Annotated in this window: 16 protein-coding genes; 5 read left to right on the top strand and 11 right to left on the bottom strand. The window is 71.5% G+C overall.

All coding sequences use genetic code 11. The features are described from left to right. The first annotated feature begins 5 nt into the window (after positions 1 to 5). On the top strand, positions 6 to 1,277 hold the full coding sequence (locus ABII15_RS30065; RefSeq protein WP_353945399.1) for an MFS transporter: 1,272 nt from the start codon (positions 6 to 8) through the stop codon (positions 1,275 to 1,277). Positions 1,278 to 1,286: 9 nt separating this feature from the next. On the opposite strand, the gene ABII15_RS30060 is transcribed toward ABII15_RS30065, so the two are convergent. Further along, positions 1,287 to 1,916, bottom strand: coding sequence for a DsbA family protein (locus tag ABII15_RS30060; RefSeq protein WP_353945398.1), 630 nt, complete (start codon positions 1,914 to 1,916; stop codon positions 1,287 to 1,289). A gap of 49 nt (positions 1,917 to 1,965) precedes the next feature. After that, positions 1,966 to 2,571, bottom strand: a complete 606-nt coding sequence (locus tag ABII15_RS30055) for a TIGR03086 family metal-binding protein (RefSeq protein WP_353945397.1) — start codon at positions 2,569 to 2,571, stop codon at positions 1,966 to 1,968. A 200-nt stretch (positions 2,572 to 2,771) separates the two neighbouring features. On the opposite strand from ABII15_RS30055, the gene ABII15_RS30050 reads away from it, so the two are divergent. Then, positions 2,772 to 3,641: an aldo/keto reductase gene (locus ABII15_RS30050; protein ID WP_353945396.1), complete on the top strand. Its 870-nt coding sequence runs from the start codon at positions 2,772 to 2,774 to the stop codon at positions 3,639 to 3,641. Here the strand turns inward: ABII15_RS30050 and ABII15_RS30045 are convergent. Both ABII15_RS30045 and ABII15_RS30040 read right to left on the bottom strand, forming a co-directional pair. After that, positions 3,622 to 4,179: a DUF1697 domain-containing protein gene (locus ABII15_RS30045; RefSeq protein ID WP_353945395.1), complete on the bottom strand. Its 558-nt coding sequence runs from the start codon at positions 4,177 to 4,179 to the stop codon at positions 3,622 to 3,624. The two genes, ABII15_RS30050 and ABII15_RS30045, sit on opposite strands and share 20 nt — an antisense overlap. A gap of 86 nt (positions 4,180 to 4,265) precedes the next feature. Continuing rightward, positions 4,266 to 5,474 carry a S8 family serine peptidase gene (locus ABII15_RS30040; protein ID WP_353945394.1) on the bottom strand — a complete coding sequence of 403 codons (1,209 nt, stop codon included), beginning with the start codon at positions 5,472 to 5,474 and terminating at the stop codon, positions 4,266 to 4,268. A 327-nt stretch (positions 5,475 to 5,801) separates the two neighbouring features. Between ABII15_RS30040 and ABII15_RS30035 the strand changes: the two genes are divergently transcribed. Continuing rightward, positions 5,802 to 8,081 (top strand): MMPL family transporter, encoded by a 2,280-nt coding sequence (locus tag ABII15_RS30035; RefSeq protein WP_353945393.1) that lies wholly within the window; start codon positions 5,802 to 5,804, stop codon positions 8,079 to 8,081. Between the two features lie 44 nt (positions 8,082 to 8,125). On the opposite strand, the gene ABII15_RS30030 is transcribed toward ABII15_RS30035, so the two are convergent. Beyond that, positions 8,126 to 9,211 carry a CDP-alcohol phosphatidyltransferase family protein gene (locus ABII15_RS30030; protein WP_353945392.1) on the bottom strand — a complete coding sequence of 362 codons (1,086 nt, stop codon included), beginning with the start codon at positions 9,209 to 9,211 and terminating at the stop codon, positions 8,126 to 8,128. A gap of 204 nt (positions 9,212 to 9,415) precedes the next feature. After that, positions 9,416 to 10,678, bottom strand: a complete 1,263-nt coding sequence (gene mgt, locus ABII15_RS30025; protein ID WP_353945391.1) for a macrolide-inactivating glycosyltransferase — start codon at positions 10,676 to 10,678, stop codon at positions 9,416 to 9,418. 159 nt (positions 10,679 to 10,837) lie between these two features. On the opposite strand from mgt, the gene ABII15_RS30020 reads away from it, so the two are divergent. After that, the gene (locus ABII15_RS30020) at positions 10,838 to 11,713 is read left to right on the top strand and encodes an aminoglycoside phosphotransferase family protein (RefSeq protein ID WP_353945390.1); all 876 of its coding nucleotides are present in this window, start codon (positions 10,838 to 10,840) and stop codon (positions 11,711 to 11,713) included. A 64-nt stretch (positions 11,714 to 11,777) separates the two neighbouring features. Here the strand turns inward: ABII15_RS30020 and ABII15_RS30015 are convergent, their stop codons facing one another. The 4 genes from ABII15_RS30015 to ABII15_RS30000 all read right to left on the bottom strand — a co-directional run bounded on the left by ABII15_RS30015 (position 11,778) and on the right by ABII15_RS30000 (position 16,172). Continuing rightward, positions 11,778 to 12,548 carry a 3'-5' exonuclease gene (locus ABII15_RS30015; RefSeq protein WP_353945389.1) on the bottom strand — a complete coding sequence of 257 codons (771 nt, stop codon included), beginning with the start codon at positions 12,546 to 12,548 and terminating at the stop codon, positions 11,778 to 11,780. Between the two features lie 85 nt (positions 12,549 to 12,633). After that, positions 12,634 to 13,902, bottom strand: a complete 1,269-nt coding sequence (locus tag ABII15_RS30010) for an SAV2148 family HEPN domain-containing protein (protein WP_353945388.1) — start codon at positions 13,900 to 13,902, stop codon at positions 12,634 to 12,636. A gap of 115 nt (positions 13,903 to 14,017) precedes the next feature. Then, positions 14,018 to 15,355, bottom strand: a complete 1,338-nt coding sequence (locus tag ABII15_RS30005) for a copper amine oxidase (protein ID WP_353945387.1) — start codon at positions 15,353 to 15,355, stop codon at positions 14,018 to 14,020. 67 nt (positions 15,356 to 15,422) lie between these two features. Continuing rightward, positions 15,423 to 16,172, bottom strand: a complete 750-nt coding sequence (locus tag ABII15_RS30000; protein WP_353945386.1) for a Tat pathway signal sequence domain protein — start codon at positions 16,170 to 16,172, stop codon at positions 15,423 to 15,425. 196 nt (positions 16,173 to 16,368) lie between these two features. Between ABII15_RS30000 and glgX the strand changes: the two genes are divergently transcribed. Then, positions 16,369 to 18,498, top strand: a complete 2,130-nt coding sequence (glgX, locus tag ABII15_RS29995; protein WP_353945385.1) for a glycogen debranching protein GlgX — start codon at positions 16,369 to 16,371, stop codon at positions 18,496 to 18,498. Here the strand turns inward: glgX and ABII15_RS29990 are convergent. Continuing rightward, positions 18,473 to 19,741 carry an MFS transporter gene (locus ABII15_RS29990; RefSeq protein ID WP_353945384.1) on the bottom strand — a complete coding sequence of 423 codons (1,269 nt, stop codon included), beginning with the start codon at positions 19,739 to 19,741 and terminating at the stop codon, positions 18,473 to 18,475. The two genes, glgX and ABII15_RS29990, sit on opposite strands and share 26 nt — an antisense overlap. Between the last annotated feature and the right edge of the window lie 40 nt (positions 19,742 to 19,781).

Below are 19,781 nucleotides of genomic sequence, written 5' to 3'. Positions count from 1 at the left end.
GGAGCATGACCACGTCACCGCCTGCGGCGCGTCCCTCTGTCACTCCCCCGGCCACCCGTTTCGGCGGACTGCTGCCCGCCGACACCCTGCTGCGCCACCTCTCGCTCCTCACGCTGCTCAACGCCTTCGGGCGCGGCCTCTTCTTCCCCGTCAGCGTCCTGTACTTCACCCGGGTCATCGGTCTGAGCGCCACCTCGGTGGGGGTCGGACTCACCGTGGCCGGGCTGTTCGGGATCGCGGCCGGGGCGCCGGCCGGGCGGGCCTCCGACGTGTGGGGGCGCCGCACGATGCTGACCGCGCTGTGGATCGGCTGCGCCGGGGCGCTCGCCGCGTACACGGTGATCGGTTCCTACCCGGCGTTCCTCGTCACGGCGATCGCGTACGCGGCGCTGTGCCAGGCGAGCATGGGGGTGCGCAACGCGCTCTACGCCGATGTGCTCACCGCCGGGTCGCGGGTGGAGGGCCGGGCGCATCTGCGGATGGTGACGAACGTCGGGATGGGCGTGGGCGGTGTCTTCGGCGCTCTGGCGCTCCAGGTCGACAGCCGGGCCGGGTACACGGTGCTGATCCTGCTGGACGCGGCGATGTTCGTGGCCTCGGCGCTGCTGGTGCTGCGGCTGCCCGGCGGGGGCGGGCGCCGGGTCGCGGACGACGTCCCGGCGGGCGACCGCTGGCGGGCGGTGCGGGATCTGCCGTTCCTCGCGGTGACGTTCCTCAACGCCGTACTGGCCCTGCAGTACAGCCTGTTGGAGGTGGGGCTGCCGCTGTGGATCGCGGAGCACACCGAGGCGCCGCGCTGGTCGGCGGCGCTGGTGATGGTCCTCAACTGCGTCCTGGTGGCGCTGTTGCAGGTGCGCGCGACGCGGGGCGTCGAGGACCTGCCGGGCGCGGTGCGGGCGATGCGCCGCGGGGGTCTGCTCCTCGCGCTGTCGTGCGCGGTGTTCGCGGTGACGGCCGGACTCTCTCCGTGGTGGGCGCTGGCCGTGCTCGTGGTGGGCGCGGTGGTGCAGGTGTTCGCCGAGGTGCTGTCGGCCGCGGGCGGCTGGACGGTCGGGTACGGGCTCGCCGACTCGCGTGCGCAGGGCGTCTACCAGGGCGTGTTCAACTCGGGGCAGGCCGCGGCGGCCATGGCCGCGCCCGCCCTGGTGACGGTGACGGCGATCCGGCACGGCGCGGCGGGCTGGGTGGTGCTCGGGGTGCTGTTCGTGGTGGCCGGTCTGGCCGTGGGCCCCGCCGTGCGGTGGGCGCGGCGGGACGCCGAGTGGCGGGGCGAGTGACCGGCCGGGTCAGCCCGCGTCGAGACTGCCGGTGCGCGTCCGCTTGAGCTCGAAGAAGTCGGGCTCGGCGGCCAGCACCCGGAAACTGTCGAAGAGCTGAGCGGCCCGCTCCCCGCGCGGGATGGCCCGCAGGACCGGCCCGAACCACACGGTGCCGTCGACGTGGATGGTGGGCGTGCCGACGTAGGAGTCCGTCTCGGGTTCGCGGCCCGCGTCGTGGCTGCGGCGCACCGCGTCGTCGTGGGCCGGGTCGTGCGCGGCGGCGGCGAGTTCGGCGGGCAGGCCCAGCTCGGCGAGCGCGTCGGCCACGACGGCGTCGAAGTCGTCCTGCTTCTGCTGGTGGATGCGGGTGCCGAACGCCGTGTAGAGGTCGCGCAGGATGCCGTCCCCGTGCTGCTGTGCGGCGGCCGCGGCGACCCGGACCGGGCCGATGGACCGGTCGACGAGATCGCGGTACCAGTCGGGGAGTTCGTTGCCGGTGTTGTGCAGGTACAGGCTCATGACGTGGAAGCGGAGGTCGAGCGGGCGGTGCCGCTCGACCTCCAGGATCCAGCGGGACGTGATCCAGGCGAAGGGGCAGGCGGGGTCGAACCAGAAGTCGACGCGGGTGGCGGATCCGGTGGCCGGGTCAGTGGTCATGTTTCGAAGTTAGCCGCCGGGTGGCCCCGGCCAGTGGTCCATTTCTGCCTCATTCGAGTGGGCTATTCATCAGGGGGCGGGGGTCGCGTCCGCTGAGCGCGAGGGCCCGCGCGTACACGGAGGCGCCGTCGGGCAGCGGCACGGGGTCGGCGAAGCCCTCGTACTGCCGGTAGAGGGCGGCGTTCTTCTCGACGACGTGCAGGAGCAGCGCGGCGGCGCCGTCGGAGACGTGGAACTCCTGGCCGGTGGCGCGGGCCACGTCCCAGCCGTGCAGGACGAGTTCGGCCCAGAGCAGCGCGGCGACCTCCGCCGCGGGCTGGGTGGCGTGGCCGAGGTCCGTGTCGCCCTCCCAGACGGCCGGTTCGGACCACGCGGCGACGGCCTCGTCGAGCCGGTCCGCGTACCGCTCGGCCCAGTCGTCGGCGGCGGTGAAGTCGCGGTCCGCCAGGTCCTCGGGGAGCGGTTCGCGGCGCGCCCGGTGCAGCATGCCGTCGCCGGTGTAGGCGACCCAGTGGTTGACGAGGGTGCGCACGTCCCAGTCGCCGCAGCCGGAGGCCGCGCCGAGCCGGTCGGGCTTGACGGCCGCCGCGACACGGGCCGCCTCGGTGGCGCATTCGATCAGGTGGGGCTGGATGGTGTCCCTGCGTTCTTCCATGCCGTCGACGGTACGAGCGCGGGCCCCGGCCCCTCTTGAACAAACGCGACAGGGATCTACGAGGACAGGCTCTGGGCCGCCTGGATCCGGTCGTCGACCGCCGCGGCCGGCTCCGCGATCGGGGTCGCCCCCGGGCGGGCGGCCCTGGCACAGCACGGCCCACCGAACCAGATGCACAGGCCATCGGTTACCGTCGCCCCATGACGCACACGGCCCCGCGGACGACGCTCACCATCGGCTCCGACCTGCCCGTACGCCGCCTCGGCTACGGCACCGTGCATCTCACCGGGCAGGGCGCCTGGGGGCCGCGGGGCAGCGACGCGAACGCGACGGCCGTGCTGCGCCGGGCCGTGGAGCTGGGCGTGACGCTCATCGACACCGCCGACAACTACGGCCCCGGCATCGCGGAGGAGCGGGTCGCCGCCGCGCTGCATCCTTATGCGGACGATCTGGTGATCGCCACCAAGGGCGGCTGCGTGCGCACCTCGGCGCAGGCGTGGCACGTCGACGGCAGCCCGGCCTGGCTGCGCGAGACCTGTGAGGCGAGCCTGCGGCGGCTGCGGCGGGAGCGCATCGACCTGTACCAGCTGCACCGGATCGACCCGGACGTGCCGCTCGCCGACCAGCTCGGGGTGTTGCGCGAGCTGCGGGACGAGGGGAAGATCCGGCACGTGGGCCTCGACTCCGTGCGGGCCGAGCAGCTCCAGGAGGCCGTCGACCTGGACATCGTGCCGATCGTCTCGGTGCAGAACCGCTACAACGTCCTGGACCGCGTCTCGGAGCCGCTGCTGCGACTGTGCGAGGCGCGGGGCATCGCGTTCCTGCCCTGGTTCCCGCTGGGCAACGGCTCGCTGACGGATCATCAGGAGCTGACGGACATCGCGGCGGCGCACGGCGCGACGCCGTCGCAGGTCGCGCTCGCCTGGCTGCTGCACCACTCCCCCGTACTGTGCCCGACGCCGGGCACGGGGACCGTGGCGCACCTGGAGGAGAACGTCGCGGCGGCCGAACTCCGGCTCACCGAAGGTGACATGGCCCGGCTCGACGCGCTCACGACGCCGGACGCGTGAGCTCCACCAGCTTGACGACGGTGTTCCAGTTGCGGCTCGTCGCGATCAGGCCCTTCTGCACGGCGGGCCGGGCCAGCTGTTCGGCGAGCCTGGACCGGCCGAGCCCGTCGGGCGCGTAGAGGTAGAGGGCGCGGTCGCCGAGCCGGAAGTCCTCGGGCGCGTGGGCGGACGGATCGATCCCGGCGTACCGGTCCGGGTCCGGCGCCTGCGACAGGTACGTGACGTGCAGCTGCTTGGCCTCCAGCTCGGCGGCGGGGAACGGGCAGGCGTCCCTGACGGCCGCCAGGTAGGCGTGGTCGCGGACGAGGACGTCGACCGGGAAGCCGAAGGTGTCGGCGATCGCCCGGGTGATCGCCGCGGCGAGGGAGTCCTCGTCGCCGCTCCCGGCCGCGAAGGTCACGTTGCCGCTCTGCAGATACGTCGTGACGTCACGGAGGCCCAACCCTTGGACGAGCGGGCGCAGTTGCGCCATCGGGACCTTCTTGTTGCCGCCGACGTTGATGCCGCGCAGCAGCGCCGCGTACCGGGTGATCGTCATGCGCACACGATAAGGCGGCCGTCGCGCCCCGTGGGGGTGGGCACGACGGCCGCCGGCACAAAGGGGCCCGAGGGGACCCGGTGGGCCTACTCGACGATCTTCAGGAGCTTGTTCGGGGTGCCTTCGGTGGCGTTCGTGATGGCGTCCGCGGTGGCTCCGCCGGTCAGCGCCGTGGCGACGTCGGCGGGGGCCGCGTCCGGGTGCCCGCCGAGGTAGACGGCGGCGGCGCCCACGACGTGCGGGGTCGCCATCGACGTACCGGAGATGGTGTTGGTGGCGTCGTCGCCGGTGTTCCAGTCGGAGGTGATGTCCGAGCCGGGGGCGTAGATGTCCACGCCCTCGCCGTAGTTGGAGAAGTCGGACTGCTCGTCGTCCTTGGTGGAGGAGGCGACGGTGATGGCCTCGGGGACGCGGGCCGGGGAGCTGGAGGACGCGTCCGTCGACTCGTTTCCGGCCGCGACCGCGTAGGTGACGCCGGAGTCGATCGACTTCTTCACCGCGGCGTCCAGCGCCTCGTCCACGCCGCCGCCGAGCGACATGTTCGCGACGGACGGGCCGGAGTGGTGCTCGGTGACCCAGTCGATGCCCGCGACGACCTGCTCGGTGGTGCCGGAGCCCTGGTCGTCGAGGACGCGGACGGCGACGATCTTCGCCTTCTTGGCGACGCCGTGCGCGTCACCGGCGATGGTGCCGGCGACGTGCGTGCCGTGCCCGTTGCCGTCGTCGGCGCTGTCGTCGTTGTCGACGGCGTCGAAGCCGTAGGAGGCGCGGCCGCCGAAGTCCTTGTGGCTGATGCGGACGCCGGTGTCGATGACGTACGCGGTGACGCCCTCACCGGCGCTGTCGGGGTAGGCGTACTTCCCGTCGCCCGCGGTCTCCGTCTGGTCGATGCGGTCCAGGCCCCACGACGGCGGGTTGTCCTGGGTGGCGGTGGTGTGGAACTTCTTGTTCTGGACGACCTTCCCGACGGACTTGTCGGCGGCGAGCCGCTTGGCCTCGGTCTCCGAGAGGCCGTTGACCGAGAAGCCGTTGACGGCCGAGTCGTAGGTGCGGCGGAAGGTGCCGCCGTACTCCTTGGCGAGGTCCTTCTTGGCGGCGGTGTTCGCCTTCTGGTCGAGCAGCACGATGTAGCTGCCGGCCACGGCGCCCTTGGCGTCGAGGCCGTACACCTTGCCCTGGGCCGGGGCGGCGGCGCCCGCGAAGCCGCCGGTGAAGACGGTGACACCGACGGCGGTCGCCGCCGTGGCTATGGCGGCGGTGAGCTTCATCGAACGCGCACGCTTGTGAAGTGCCATGAAGAGTGAACTCCTCGTGGTGTGTGGGGGGTTGTGTGGCATCTACGCGCGTGGGGGCGCGCAATTTGGTGCAGCCTCCGGCAATCTCCGGAAGATCTCCGGGGGTTGAGACGAAACCCTGACCGATTGACGCGACCAGATCAAGACCTTCATACAGCTGTGACTTTTTCAACAAGGTTCTGTAATAACAAACCGGACACATCAACCCCCTATAGATGTAAGGGGCGTTCGTCATCCTCTGCGCCGACCCGGACCATCCCCACTTCACCGGGCAGTACGACGAAGCGCGCTTACGCCGCCCATACCTTCGAATCCGGAGGTGACCTCATGGCGAGGAACGGGGAACGGCAGGACGGCCGGGTGCGCGGTGTCGCGGCCAGGGCCGGCGGATGGAGCGCCCGTCATCGATGGGCGGCGGTGGGGATCTGGGTGCTGTTCGTCGTCCTGGCGATGGGCATCGGGAACGCGGCGGGCCGTGTCGACGTCAGGGAGAGCGACCAGCTGAGCGGCGAGACCGGCCGGGCCCAGCAGATCATCGACCGGGCGGACATCGACGAGCCGGCCGGCGAGACAGTGCTCGTACAGGCCAGGAGCGGCCAACTCCGCTCCACAGCAACGGAGTTCAAGAAGGCGGTCGAGGACGTCGTCAAGGCCGTCGAGGGCACCGGCGCGGTCACGAACGTCCGCTCCCCCTACGCCGCCCAGGCACCGTCGGTCTCGAAGGACGGCCGCACCGCGCTCGTCCGGTTCGACATGCGGGGCGACCCCGAGACGGCGTCGGACCGGGTCGAGCCGGTCCAGAAGGCCGTCGCGGGCGTCGCGGCCGACCACGGCTCGCTGCGGATCGAGGAGATCGGCGCGGCGAGCATGAACAAGACGTTCGACGACGCCTTCGGCGACGACTTCCAGCGGGCGGAGTACTCGGCCGTGCCGGTGGCGCTCGGCATCCTGCTGATCGCGTTCGGCGCGCTCGTCGCGGCGCTGCTGCCGGTGGCGCTGGCGGTCACCGCGATCATGGCGACGATGGGCCTGATGGCGATCGTCAGCCACCTCCAGCCGATGAGCGACACCGCCAACTCCGTGATGCTGCTGGTGGGGTTGGCGGTCGGCGTCGACTACTGCCTGTTCTATCTGCGCCGCGAGCGCGAGGAGCGGATGAAGGGCCACGACGCGGGAGCCGCGCTGCGGATCGCGGCGGCCACCAGCGGGCGGGCCATCATCGTCTCCGGCGTCACGGTGTGCGTGGCGATGGCGGGCATGCTGTTTACCGGCATCGCCGAGTTCCAGGCGATGGGGCTCGCCTCGCTGATGGTGGTCGCGGTGGCGATGGTCGGCTCGGTCACCGTGCTGCCCGCGCTGCTGTCGCTGCTCGGCGAGCGCGTCGAGAAGGGCCGCATCCCCTTCCTGCACCCGGACAAGCGGCGGGGCGGTCCGGGCGGCGAGAGCGGCAGCCGGTTCTGGAACCGCGTCCTGGGCGTCGTGCTCAAGCGGCCCGCCGTCGCGGTGGCCGTCGCGGTCTGCGCGCTGCTCGCGGTCGCCGCGCCTGCGCTGGGCATGAAGACCCAGAACCTCACCCTGGACCAGGAGTTCGGCGACTCGCTGCCGATCGTGGCGACGTACGACCGGGTCAACGCGGCGTTCCCGGGCGGCTCCGAACCGGCCGAGGTGGTCGTCCGCGCCGATGACATCAACGCCCCCGCGGTGCGCTCGGCGATCGCCGACTTCCGTACCCGTGCGGTGAGTTCGGGTGCCTCGCGCGGCCCGGTCGAGGTGACGGTGCACGCGGCGCGGAACGTCGCGTTCGTCTCCGTACCGCTGGTCGGCGGCTCCGACCAAGGCAGGGCGGAGAAGAGCCTCGCGCTGCTGCGGGACCAGGTGCGGCCGGACACGCTCGGCAAGGTCGACGGTGTCGAGGCGCCGATCACCGGCCAGGTCGCCGGGTCGAAGGACTTCAACGACCAGATCGTCGGCTCGGTCGTCCCGGTCTTCGCCTTCGTGGTCGCCTTCGCCTTCCTGCTGATGCTGCTGTCGTTCCGCTCGCTGACCGTCGCGATCACCTCGATCGCGCTCAACCTGCTGAGCGTGGGCGCCGCCTACGGGATTCTCGTCGCCGTCTTCCAGCACGGCTGGGGCGCGTCCCTGGTCGGCGCGGAGGGGGTCGGGGCGATCATCTCCTGGCTGCCGCTGTTCCTGTTCGTGATCCTGTTCGGCCTGTCGATGGACTACCACGTGTTCGTGGTGTCGCGGATCAAGGAGGCGCGGCTTCAGGGGCGGAACAACACCGAGGCGATCCGGCACGGTGTCGTGACGACCGCGGGCGTGGTCACCAGTGCCGCCGTCATCATGGTCGCCGTCTTCTCGATCTTCGGCACGCTGTCCATGCAGTCGATGAAGCAGATGGGCGTGGGCCTCGCGGCGGCCGTCCTGATCGACGCGACCGTCATCCGCGGTGTGCTGCTGCCGGCCGTGATGGCGCTGCTCGGCGACCGCAACTGGTACCTGCCGAGGTGGCTGCGCCGGATGCCGGACCTGACGCACGACGAGCCGCCCGCGCCCGCCCCGGCGCCCGTGGCGGCCGCCAAGGGGGGCGAGGAGCTGCGCGTCTGACGACCGCCGCTCCCGCCCCACCCCGGGACGGTGTGCCCGCCGCGTCAGACGGCGGTGGGCACGCCGTCCTTCCGGACTTCCTGCGCTTCGTGGGCTTCCTGGGCTTCCTGCGCCTCCAGGGCTTCCTGCCGCTGGGCCGCCTCCCGCTCGAACGTCTCGAGGGTGCGGCCGAAGTCGCGGGTGGACAGCAGCAGCTTGTAGACGATGGCGAGTTCGAAGACGAGCAGCAGCGCACCGGCCACGATGGTGGTGCCGATCACCTGGTCGATCAGCGGGCCGACGATGAAGACGGCCATCTGGAACTCGATGCCGCTGATCAGGTGGGTGCGGATCCGGTGGCGCAGCAGGAAGGAACGCAGTCGCAGGTAGGTCGGGAAGCGGCTGCGGAACTCCTGGTGCAGGTCGACGACCTGGCGCTTGGGAGCCTGCTCCGACGTCTCCGGCTCGTCGGCCTCGCGCCGCGCCTCCACGACGTCGCCGTCCTCGTCGACGCCCGTCTGGGCGTCGGCGGCGGCGCCGGTCAGGTCCTGCTCGATGTCGGCGGACGGGTTGGCCCGCAGCAGGTCCTCCATGAAGGCGAGGCTCTGCTCGTTCTGCGCGCGGCGGGCGGCCCGGACATGGGCCTTGATCTTCTTGCGCATGTTGTGCCGGGTCTTGAAGATCTCCAGCGCGTTCAGGTACCGCAGACCGTCGAGGAAGACGACGGCCACGGCGAGCCACACGTACCAGATGTCGCCGGTGCGGTGGTACTGGCCGCCCATCAGGGCGACGGCGCAGGCCATGACGCGGACCCGGTCGAAGATGTAGTCGAGCCAGGCGCCGAACACGGAGCCCTGTCCGGTCAGCCGGGCGACCTTGCCGTCCATGCAGTCGAGGATGAAGCTCAGGTGGTAGATGACGGCACCGGCGATCAGCCAGCGCCAGTCCCCCATCGCGAAGCAGCCGGCCGCGCCGAGGCCCAGGATGAGCGCGCCCCACGTGATCTGGTTCGGCGTGATGCGTGTCCACCGGGCAGTGAGCCGCACGAGCGGCGTCGCGACCGGGTCGACGAGCAGCACGGTCCACCACGCGTCACGCTTCTTCTGCGTGAGCCGACGCACGTCGGACAGTGGCGGTATGTCTCGGGGCATGGGGGCGCCAACTTTCAAAATGTCAGAGCAGGTTCACCTCACGCTAAGAAAGTCTTCTTACCAAGTTCAAGAGAAGTTCTGCACAACCTTTCATATGGGGTAACGGTCAGGGGTGGTAGCCAGGTCAACGGGTATGCCCCGCCGACCCGGCGTTACCCGAGCGTTATTCAGAGCCCTGCTCGTTACCGCATACACACATCTCTTTCACGGACGAATGGAACCGGCGGGCCCCGCATTCCGTCGGCCCAGTTCCGCCTCGATGAGGTCGGCGGCGCGCGGGGTGCCGCCTTCCTCGGCCATCTCCCGCTGGACATCGGCGAGGCGCCGCGCCACGCCAGGGTCGTCGACGAGCGCGAGGACGGCCTCGCGCAGGGTGTCCGCCGTGGCCTCCTCCTTGGGGACGTGCCGGGCGACTCCGAGCGCCTGGAGCACATCGGCGTTCCCGAACTGGTCGACGGCCTGCGGTACGCAGACCATCGGGGTGGCGGAGGCGAGCCCCTCCTGGCTGCCGCCCGCGCCGGCGTGCGTGATGAAGGCGTCGGCCTGCTCCAGGACCGCCGTCTGCGGCACCCAGTTCCGTACCTCCACGTTCGCCGGGACCGGCCCGAGGTCGTCGGCGGTGATGTGCTTGCCGACCTGGAGCACGACGTGCCAGCCCGGCAGATCGCCGAACGCCTTCACGCACTCCCGGTAGAAGTCCGGCTGCTTGGTGAACGACGAGCCGAGCGACACGAGCAGCACTCGCTCGGCGTCGTCCGGCCGCCGCCAGTCGCCCTGCACGGACCGGTCGCCCCGGCAGGCGCCGACGAAGCTGTACCGCGAGGTGTCGACCCGGTCGGCGTGGGGCTGCAGCGCCCTGGGGATGAGCACGAGGGAGCGCGGCGGGCGCCCGACGAACGGGTCGGGGTGGTCCGCGATCCCGTTCTCCCGCAGCCAGGCGGTGAACTTCCCGTAGTACGCCCGACCGCGCTCGGTCCTCCTGGGCTCGGCCCACATGGGCTCGGCGACCTCCTCCTCGTATCCGTCCCAGGCCACGAGGTTCGGCGAGAGGGAGACCGCGGGCACGCCCCAGCGGCGGGCGAGCACGATCGCCGGGTACGAGGTGATGTCGTGGATCACGAGGTCGGGCACGCCGGCCCCGCCCTCACCCTCGTACGCCTCGATGAGCTGCGGCAGCACCTGGATCGCGTCGTTCAGGAACGGCTCGACGTTGTCGAGCAGGGTGGTGCCCCACGCCGCCGGGTCGTCGTCGGGGCCGGGCAGCGTGGTGCGGTACGGGACCGGCTCGGCGCCGGTCGCGGCGACCTTGTCCACGAAGAGGTGCGGGATCGCGTACGTCACGCGGTGCCCGCGGGCCACGAGTTCCCGGATCACTTCCAGACTCGGGTTCACGTGCCCGTGGGCGGCGATGGAGAACATGGCGATGTGGGCGCGCTTGCTGTCCTGGGTGTGTTCCGGGTGCGTCATGCGTTCACCGTAAGCGAGACGATACGTCTCGTGCAACCAGATGATGAGGGGAGCTGCCGGCGCCGTCACCGGGACCGGGATCCGCACCGGCCCGCGCCGTCCACCGCGCGGCCGGGTGCGAGACTGGGCCGGTACCAGCTGGAACGCGGGAGGCACGAGATGGACGAGGCACGGGCACGGGACGTGCTGGCGCGGGCGGGGATCGGCGACGCGGCGGGCGGCGCGGAGCTGCTCGCCCTCGGTGAGAACGCGGTCTTCGGCGCGGGCGACCTCGTCGTCAAGGTCGGCCGCAGCACCGAGCAGGCGCCGGAACTCCTCGACCGGGCCCGCCGCGAGGTGGCCGTCGCCTCCTACCTCGCCGAGCACGGGGTCCCCGCGGTGCGCGCCGCCAAGGACGAGGTGCTGGTCGTCGACGGGCACCCGGTGACGCTCTGGCACCGCGTCCCGGCGGCCCTGCGCCCGGCCGAACCCCGCGATCTCGCCGAACTCCTGAAGCTGGTGCACGCGCTGCCCGCGCCCACGGGCTTCGAGCTGCCCCGCCGCGAACTGCTCGGCGGGGTCGAGCGCTGGCTGCGGCTCGCCGGTGACGCCATCGACCCGGCCGACGCGGACTATCTGCGCGAGCGGCGCGACGGGTTCGCCTCGGCGGCCGCCGCGCTGACCCCGCGGCTGCCCGTCGGGCCGATCCACGGTGACGCGCTGCCCCGCAATGTGCACATCGGGCCCGAGGGGCCGGTCCTGGTCGACCTGGAGACGTTCTCCGCGGATTTCCGGGAGCACGATCTGGTGGTCATGGCGCTGTCGCGCGACCGGTACGGGCTGCCTGCGGCGGCTTATGACGGGTTCGTCGAGGCGTACGGGTGGGATGTGCGGGAGTGGGACGGGTGTGCCGTGCTGCGCGGGGCCCGGGAGACCGCGTCCTGTGCGTGGGTCGCCCAGCATGCGCCGGGCAACCCCAAGGCGTTGGTGGAGTTTCGGCGGCGGGTCGCTTCGCTGCGGGACGGGGATGCCTCTGTGCGGTGGTATCCCTTCTAGGTGCGGGGCTCGTGGGCGGGTTCCCCGCCGTGGCACGGGGGCTTCGCCCCCGGACCCCCAGTCCTCAAACGCCGGACGGGCTGGATTTATGCGGAACCGGGCTGGATTGCTGCGGGACCGGGCTGGGCTGATGGGCTCGTATCGGCCATGTCGGGTCCACCACCGCGTCCTTCTCGCCCTTTTTGCGGAGGAAGGTCTGGAAGTCGGTCGCCCAGTCCGCGTACCACTCCACCTGCCGGCGGTGCAGTTCGGCGGCGCCCAGTGCGGCGACCTTGGTGTGGCGCTCGCCTATCGCGCGGGCCAGCAGTGTCGCGGCCAGGGCGTCCGCGGAGGCGTCGTGTGCCGAGTCGAGCGTGACGCCGTACTCGGTGCAGACCGCTTCGAGGTTGCGCTTGCCGCGGCGGTAGCGGTCGACGCGGCGGTCGATCGTGTACGGGTCGACGACCGGGGCGGGCTCGGCGCCGCCGAGGCGCTCGCGCAGTGAGGGCAGCCCGTACCGGGCCAACTCGGCGGAGAGCAGCGTCAGATCGAACGTCGCGTTGTACGCGACCACCGGGACGCCCGTGCGCCAGTAACCGACGAGGGCCTCGGCGATGGCGTCCGCGACCCGGTCGGCCGGCTCGCCCTCGGCGCTCGCGCGCTCGGTGCTGATCCCGTGGACCGCGACGGCCTCGTCCGGGATCGGGACGCCCGGGTCGGCCAGCCACGTCCGGTGGCCGAGGACCGTGCCGTCCCTGACCTCGATGACGGCGCCCGTGACGATGCGCGCCTCGCGCGGATCCGTCCCGGTCGTCTCCAGGTCGAAGCCGACCAACAGCTCTCGGTGCCAGCCCATGGCTGCCCCCTCTCTCGTGGTGCGTTCCCCCAATGACCACCACGATCGCATGCGCCACTGACAATCGGTCCGCGGCCCGGTCCCGCTACGACACCGGGCGCCCGTCTGCCCACGCCTGCTCGAACTCGTCGCGGTACGTCACGAAAAGTCCGTTCTCGCCTGTGTCGGCCGAGTGTCCCGACCTCACCACGCGGCCGCCGCCGCGCAGCACGAGGACCGGCGCCTCCATCCCCCGGGTGCGGCGCAGGTACGACTGGACGACGGCGATGCCGTCCGAGCCGTCGCCGTCGACAAGGTAGGCGGTGAAGCGCGGTGTCTCGTCGAAGACCTGGATCTCGAACGCCCCTGGGTCCTTCAGCCGGGCCCGCACCCGGCGCATGTGCAGGATGTTCATCTCGACGGCGCGGCTCAACTCGCCGCGCTTGATTCCCAGTTCCCGCTCCCGCCGCTTGACGGCGCTGGAGGCCGGGTTGAGGAACAGCAGCCGGGTCCTGCAGCCGGACTCGGCGAGCCGCACGAGCCGCCGCCCCGAGAAGTTCTGCACCAGCAGGTTCAGGCCGATCCCGATGGCGTCGAGGCGGCGCGCCCCGCCGAAGAGGTCCTCGGCGGGGAACTGGCGCAGCAGCCGCACCCGGTCGGAGTGGACGCCGACCACGTCCGCGTACCGGTCGCCGACCAGGTCCTCGACCGCGTCGATGGGCAGCCGGCGGGCGGAGGGGACGTCGGATCCGGCGCCGAGCATCTCCAGGAGCCGGGCCGAGGCGCGCTCGGCCTGGGCGAGGACCGTCTCGGACAGGGCGCGGTTGCGGGAGACCACGTTGCGCGTGACCTCCAGCTCGTCGAGGGCGAGCTCGACGTCGCGCCGGTCGTCGAAGTACGGCTCGAAGCACGGCCAGTGCTGCACCATCAGCTCGCGCAGCTGGGGCAGGGTCAGGAACGACAGGACGTTGTCGTCCGCCGGGTCGAGGAGGTAGCCCTTGCGGCGGCTGACCTCGCGCACGGCGACGGCGCGCTGCACCCACTCCTGCCCGGCGGGCCCGGCGGCGGCGACGACCCAGTCGTCCCCGTTCACCGGTTCGTAGATGGGGCGCAGCACGGCCGCGACCACGGCCCGCAGCCGCTGCTCGACCAGGTTCAGCCAGATGTAGGCGCGCCCGGCTCGTTGGGCACGCGTACGGACCTCGCGCCAGGCGTCGGCACCCCAGTCCAGTTCGGGTCCGATCTGCGATCCCACATCCATGGGCCGAGCCAGTGACACCGCTCCGGGCGGGATGTCCGATGAGCCTGCCCCCTGCCCTCCTTGACCCTCGTGACCGTCGTCACCAGGGGGCAGCTCCAGACCACCCGAGCTCACCCGCTCCGCACCGCCTTCCGCTCCCCCGAGCTATGTCGAGCACTCCCCCAGCAACGATCAAGGAAGGGTACTCCGGGAGCGGCGGGCGGTGCAGCCGGATGGACCGGTGAGTTTCTCAACTGCCGTTTCCGGGAACGCCGTTCTGTCCGGCCAGATCCGCGGGAGTGAGCGGATTCATAGCGGTCACGTCCCTGGGGGCGATGGAGAAGCCCTGCCAGTGGACCGGCATGGGCTGCTGGTCCTCGTCACGGGCGATGTGGTGGAACCCGATGTTGACCCAGGTGATCGGGTGCGTGAGCGTCTGACCCGAGACCCACTTGTCCACACTTGTCCCGCCGCAGTTCGCCGACGGGTTGTCGCTCGCGTACTGCTCGCACTTCTTGTACTCGGTGAAGTACACGTCGTGCTTGGTGAAGGAGCGCCCCGGGTACTTGCTGGAGCGGCCGGGCACGAACTCGTACGACCTGGGGTGACCGTCCCCGTTCTTGCCGGCCGTCGAGACCACCCGCCACCACCGCATGTCCGCCACGTCACCGGCGAGTTCCTTGGTGACCGGGGTGCGGGTGGTCTTCGTGGTCGGCGAGCCGTTGCCGCGCGGCGGGGTGACCTTCGAGTCGTACTGCTCGACCTTGGCCTTGGCGGAGCCGTCCAGGCCGAAGTTGAGCCGCCAGAAGACGTTGTGGCTGTGGCTCTCGGCGTAGGCGGTCGCGCCCTTGCCGATGGGCCAGCCCTTGCCGTCGGTGCCGTTGTAGTCGTACGGGGAGAGGCTGCCGGTCGCGCCGACGTTCGACGTGATGGTGCCGTCGGAGGAGAAGCGCCACTCGGTGATGTACTCGTACCAGGACGCCTTGTTGACCGTGTAGACCAGCAGGTCCTTGCCCTGGGCGCTGTAGAGCTTGCCGTTGCCGCCGGTCGACGCGTCGTCGTTGAGCCGGTACGCGTGTCCGCGCGCACGCGTGGTCGTGCACAGGCCGTTGACGTTCCCCATGTCGGGGACCTTGACGGTCTTGATGGTGCCGCCGGGGCACTCGGCCGGCTTCAGGTTCTGCAGCGCCTGGCCGAAGTCGGTGCCGGTGATGTCGTCGTACTCGGCCTCCCCGTCGTCGTAGGGGACATGGACCTGCGCGAGGCGGGCACTGGTGAGGACGGCGATCGGCTTGGGCTCGCTCTTGGGCTGGTAGCTGACGTTGTCCAGGACGAGCCCGGACAGCGTGTTGTAGTGCCAGCACATGCGCCAGGTGGTGCCGCCGTCGAGGACCTGCTCGATCTGGTACGCGGCCGAGCAGGCGGGCGTGGCCGCGGCGGGCGCCTTCTGGGGCCCGGCGACGGCGGACGGAGCGGTGGCGAGGGCGGTGCCGAGCAGCGCGGTGACCGCGAGGCCCGTGAGGCCGGTGAGGGTGGCGGCGGGCCGGAAACGGGCGCGCCGGACTCTGTTGACGTGCGTGACGTGCATACGGAAGGGCTCCCTTGTGCAGGAGAGAAGAGCGCGGACGTGGTCGGCGGGGCGCGGGCCCCGGTCGTCAGGACAGGCGGCCGACGGTGCGGTCGCTCAGGTCGACGACGAGGGCGCGGGTGTCGATCCACGGCCCGTTCTTCACCTTGGCGACGATGCGCAGGCAGCGGTGCCTGCCGCAGGCGGCAAGGTCGGAGGGCACGTCCGCGACGGTCTCCTTGCGGAACACCATGCCGCTCAGCTGCAGTTGGCCGGCCGTGGTCAGCGGCTTGTCGGTGGCGTCCTTGTAGTCGCTCTTCAGGCCGGCGCCGAGCGGGTCGGCGATCAGGAGCTGGGCGGCCTGCTTCAGTTCGTCCTGGCTGGGCGGCGGCTGTACGCCCTGGTCGGTGGCGGTGTCCTCGACCTTGCCGGTGTCCAGGTTCACCGTCCGGGTGACGACCGAGTCGGTCCGGTAGTCGTAGAGGACGACGTCGGCCCGGCGCTGGGCCGCGGCGGCGGCGCTCAGGTCGGGGTCGGCCTCCGTCAGGTTCGTCGACAGGTGCTGGGGGCCTCGGTCGCCCTCCGCGTCCCGTGCGTTCATCCGCAGGCCGTCCGCGGCCTCGGCGAGCCGCTCCGCCCTCGCGGTCTCGGCGTCGGTCAGCGGATCGCGGCCGACGCCCTTCTCGCCCTCGGCGGGCGCGGCCTCGATCCGGCCCGCGGGCGCTACCGCGTCCTGCCGCGCGGTGGCGGCGTTCGCCGCGTCTCCCCCGTCGTCCTGCGGCAGGCTCAGGCCGACCGTCACCGCGGCCCCGGCGACCGCGAGGGCCGCTCCCGCCACGATTTTCCCGAGATGGCGTCTTGCTAGCGCGCGCACATCTTCCCCCTTTGTCCCCGGCAGTCCCACCGGTGGGCATACCGGTATTGCGTGGTCTTCCTGTAAGAGGGACACAACTCCCGGCTGGTTCCGCCATGTTCGGGGCAGACTGACCGTTGTCGCCCGGAACCCCGGGCCCGGAAGTGGAAGAGTCGTCAGCATGCAGGTGTGGCCTGGACAGGCGTATCCGCTGGGTGCCACGTACGACGGTGCCGGAACCAACTTCGCGGTCTTCTCGGAGGCCGCCGACCGCATCGAACTGTGCCTGTTGCACGACGACGGGTCGGAGACCGCGGTCGAACTGCGCGAGTCGGACGCCTTCGTGCGGCACGCCTACCTACCGGGAATCATGCCGGGGCAGCGGTACGGGTACCGCGCCCACGGCCCCTACGAGCCCGAGCACGGTCTGCGCTGCAACTCGGCGAAACTGCTGCTCGACCCCTACGCGCGCGCGGTCAGCGGGAAGATCGAGTGGAACGAGTCGGTGTACGGCTATCCCTTCGGCTCCCCCGACGAGCGCAACGACCAGGACTCCGCGCCGCACATGATGGCGTCCGTCGTGGTCAACCCGTACTTCGACTGGGGCGACGACCGCCCGCCGCGCACCGACTACCACGAGACGGTGATCTACGAGGCCCATGTGAAGGGCCTGACGATGCGCCATCCGGAGCTGCCGGAGGAGCTGCGGGGCACCTACGCGGCCCTCGCCCATCCGGCGATCATCGACCACCTCACGGAACTGGGCGTCACGGCGCTGGAGTTGATGCCGGTCCATCAGTTCGTCAACGACCACCGGCTGGTCGAGATGGAGCTGAACAACTACTGGGGCTACAACACCATCGGCTTCTTCGCCCCGCACAACACGTACGCCTCCTGGGGCGACCGGGGCGAGCAGGTCCTGGAGTTCAAGTCGGCGGTCCGCGCGCTGCACCAGGCGGGGATCGAGGTCATCCTGGACGTGGTCTACAACCACACGGCCGAGGGCAACCACCTGGGGCCGACGCTCTCCTACAAGGGGCTCGACAATCCGTCGTACTACCGGCTGACGGACGACCAGCGCTACTACATGGACACCACGGGGACCGGGAACTCGCTGCTGATGCGGTCGCCCCACGTGCTGCAGATGATCATGGATTCGCTGCGCTACTGGGTAGAGGAGATGCACATCGACGGGTTCCGCTTCGACCTCGCGGCCACCCTGGCGCGGCAGTTCCACGAGGTGGACCGGCTGTCGTCGTTCTTCGACCTGGTGCAGCAGGATCCGGTGATCTCCCAGGTGAAGCTGATCGCGGAGCCGTGGGACGTCGGCGAGGGCGGCTACCAGGTGGGCAACTTCCCGCCGCTGTGGACGGAGTGGAACGGCAAGTACCGCGACACGGTCAGGGACCTGTGGCGCGGCGAGCCGCGGGCGCTCGCCGAGTTCGCGGGCCGGATCACCGGCTCGTCGGACCTGTACCAGGACGACGGCCGCCGGCCGCTGGCGTCCATCAACTTCGTGACCTGCCACGACGGTTTCACCCTGCGCGACCTGGTCTCGTACAACGACAAGCACAACGACGCCAACGGCGAGGGCAACCGCGACGGCGAGTCCCACAACCGGTCGTGGAACTGCGGGGCGGAGGGCGAGACGGACGATCCGCAGATCCTCGATCTGCGGGCGCGCCAGATGCGCAACTTCGTCGCCACGCTGATGCTGTCGCAGGGCGTGCCGATGCTCAGCCACGGTGACGAGCTGGGGCGCACCCAGAACGGCAACAACAACGCCTACTGCCAGGACAACGAGCTGGCGTGGGTGAGCTGGGCGGACGGATCGGAGGACGGCAAGGCTCCCGAGGACCCGTTCCTGGTCTTCACGCGCGCGATGGTGCGGCTGCGCCGCGAGCATCCGGTCTTCCGCAGGCGCCGCTTCTTCCACGGCCGTCCCGTCGAGGGGACCCACGACGAGCTGTCGGACATCGCCTGGTTCACCCCGGAGGGCGAGGAGATGACGCAGGAGGACTGGGGCGAGGCGCAGGCCCGCGCGCTGTCGGTGTTCCTGAACGGGAACGCGATCTCGGAGCCGGGCTCGCGCGGCGAGCGGATCACGGACGACTCGTTCCTGCTGCTGTTCAACGCCGATCCGGAGGCGCAGGAGTTCCTGGTGCCGGTCAACCACGGACGGCAGTGGCACACGGTGGTCGACACGGCGCTGCCCACCGGGATCCCGGCCGACGAGGGCCCCAAGGTGCAGGCGGGCGACCGGCTGACGCTGGCCGGCCGCAGCCTCACCGTGCTGCGACGGCCCGCGTAGCCGGATCGGCGGCGCCCCGGAGGGGGCGTACGCGCAGCGCCACGAGGAAGGCGAGCCCCGCGGCCGCGCTGCCCACCGCGAACGCGGCAGCGGGGCCGTGGGCCTGCGCGAGGCGCCCCGCCACGGCGAGCGTGACGGCCTGCCCGCCGACGAACGCGCTCGCGGCGACCGTCATGCCCTCGGCGAGCCGCTCGCGCGGGACGGCGCGTTCGGTGAGCCCGAAGCCGGTGATGAGGTTCGGGGCGAACAGGGCGCCGAAGACGGTCACGGCGACGTACAGCACCGGCATGGAGCCGGTGACGATCAGCGGCAGGGACAGCAGCGCGGCGGCGGCCGTGGCGACGCGCCAGCGGGCGGGCAGCGTGAACCGTTCCGGCACCGCCGCCATGGACAGGCCGACGACGGCGCTCATGACCCCCATCGCGGCGTAGACCAGGCCCGCCTGGTTCTCCTGCCCCAGCTCCTGGGTGAGCGCGGTGATCCCGGCGCCGCAGCCGCCCAGCAGCACGCCCAGGAGGACGAGCCCGACGCGGACGACGTGGACCTGGCGCGGCATCCGTGCCCGCTTCGCGCGGTCGGCCCGCGCCTGCGGGGCCGCGCGCGGCACGGCGGTGGCCGTCGGGTGCAGGGCGAAGGCGGTGCCGCAGACGGCCACCAGGAGGGCGGCCGCGCCGAACGCGTAGGCCGGGTGGGCGACCACCGAGGCGACGCCGATGAGGGCCGGGCCGAGGACGAAGGAGAGCTCGTCCATGGTCGACTCCAGGGACAGCACGGCGTCGACGACCCGCTCGTCGGCGCCGTCGCGGCGGACGAGGGCCACGCCGCGCGCCCGCGCGAGCGGGCCGACGCCGGGCACGGTGGCGCCCGCCGCGATGCCCAGGGCGATCAGCGCGGGCGTCGGCAGGTGGTACAGGGCGCCCAGTGTGTAGAGCGCCACGGCCAGGGAGTTGGCCAGCGCGAAGGCGAGGACGACGGGGCGCTGGCCGTGCCGGTCGGCGAGCCGTCCCACGAACGGCCCCATGGCGACCTGGCCGAGGGCGAGCGCGCAGGCGACCGTGCCGCCGGTGGCCAGCGAGCCGCTGGTCCGCGTCACCAGCAGAACGCTGCCGAACTGGATCACGGCGACCGGCAGCCGCCCCAGGAAGGAGACGACGGGCAGCGGGCGCCCGGTCACCGCGAGCACTCTGCGGTAGGCGTCGAGCGTGCTGCCGGAGGTGCTGGTCTCCACGGGTGTGCCGGTCATCGTCCGAAACTAGCGACGTGCGCGGGCGTCCACGCATGCG

The sequence above is a fragment of the Streptomyces sp. HUAS MG91 genome, assembly GCF_040529335.1.
GTDB lineage: Bacteria > Actinomycetota > Actinomycetes > Streptomycetales > Streptomycetaceae > Streptomyces > Streptomyces tabacisoli.
Note: the sequence above shows the minus strand (reverse complement) of the source record. Positions and strands in the feature narration are given on the sequence as shown.

Coding starts and splice junctions, on each gene's coding strand:
- ABII15_RS30030 (WP_353945392.1), bottom strand. CDS start 9,211: ATGCCCCGAGACATACCGCCACTGTCCGACGTGCGTCGGCTCACGCAG.
- ABII15_RS30050 (WP_353945396.1), top strand. CDS start 2,772: ATGACGCACACGGCCCCGCGGACGACGCTCACCATCGGCTCCGACCTG.
- ABII15_RS30005 (WP_353945387.1), bottom strand. CDS start 15,355: ATGCACGTCACGCACGTCAACAGAGTCCGGCGCGCCCGTTTCCGGCCC.
- ABII15_RS29990 (WP_353945384.1), bottom strand. CDS start 19,741: ATGACCGGCACACCCGTGGAGACCAGCACCTCCGGCAGCACGCTCGAC.
- ABII15_RS30060 (WP_353945398.1), bottom strand. CDS start 1,916: ATGACCACTGACCCGGCCACCGGATCCGCCACCCGCGTCGACTTCTGG.
- ABII15_RS30065 (WP_353945399.1), top strand. CDS start 6: ATGACCACGTCACCGCCTGCGGCGCGTCCCTCTGTCACTCCCCCGGCC.
- ABII15_RS30055 (WP_353945397.1), bottom strand. CDS start 2,571: ATGGAAGAACGCAGGGACACCATCCAGCCCCACCTGATCGAATGCGCC.
- ABII15_RS30045 (WP_353945395.1), bottom strand. CDS start 4,179: ATGACGATCACCCGGTACGCGGCGCTGCTGCGCGGCATCAACGTCGGC.
- mgt (WP_353945391.1), bottom strand. CDS start 10,678: ATGACGCACCCGGAACACACCCAGGACAGCAAGCGCGCCCACATCGCC.
- ABII15_RS30015 (WP_353945389.1), bottom strand. CDS start 12,548: ATGGGCTGGCACCGAGAGCTGTTGGTCGGCTTCGACCTGGAGACGACC.
- glgX (WP_353945385.1), top strand. CDS start 16,369: ATGCAGGTGTGGCCTGGACAGGCGTATCCGCTGGGTGCCACGTACGAC.
- ABII15_RS30035 (WP_353945393.1), top strand. CDS start 5,802: ATGGCGAGGAACGGGGAACGGCAGGACGGCCGGGTGCGCGGTGTCGCG.
- ABII15_RS30040 (WP_353945394.1), bottom strand. CDS start 5,474: ATGGCACTTCACAAGCGTGCGCGTTCGATGAAGCTCACCGCCGCCATA.
- ABII15_RS30020 (WP_353945390.1), top strand. CDS start 10,838: ATGGACGAGGCACGGGCACGGGACGTGCTGGCGCGGGCGGGGATCGGC.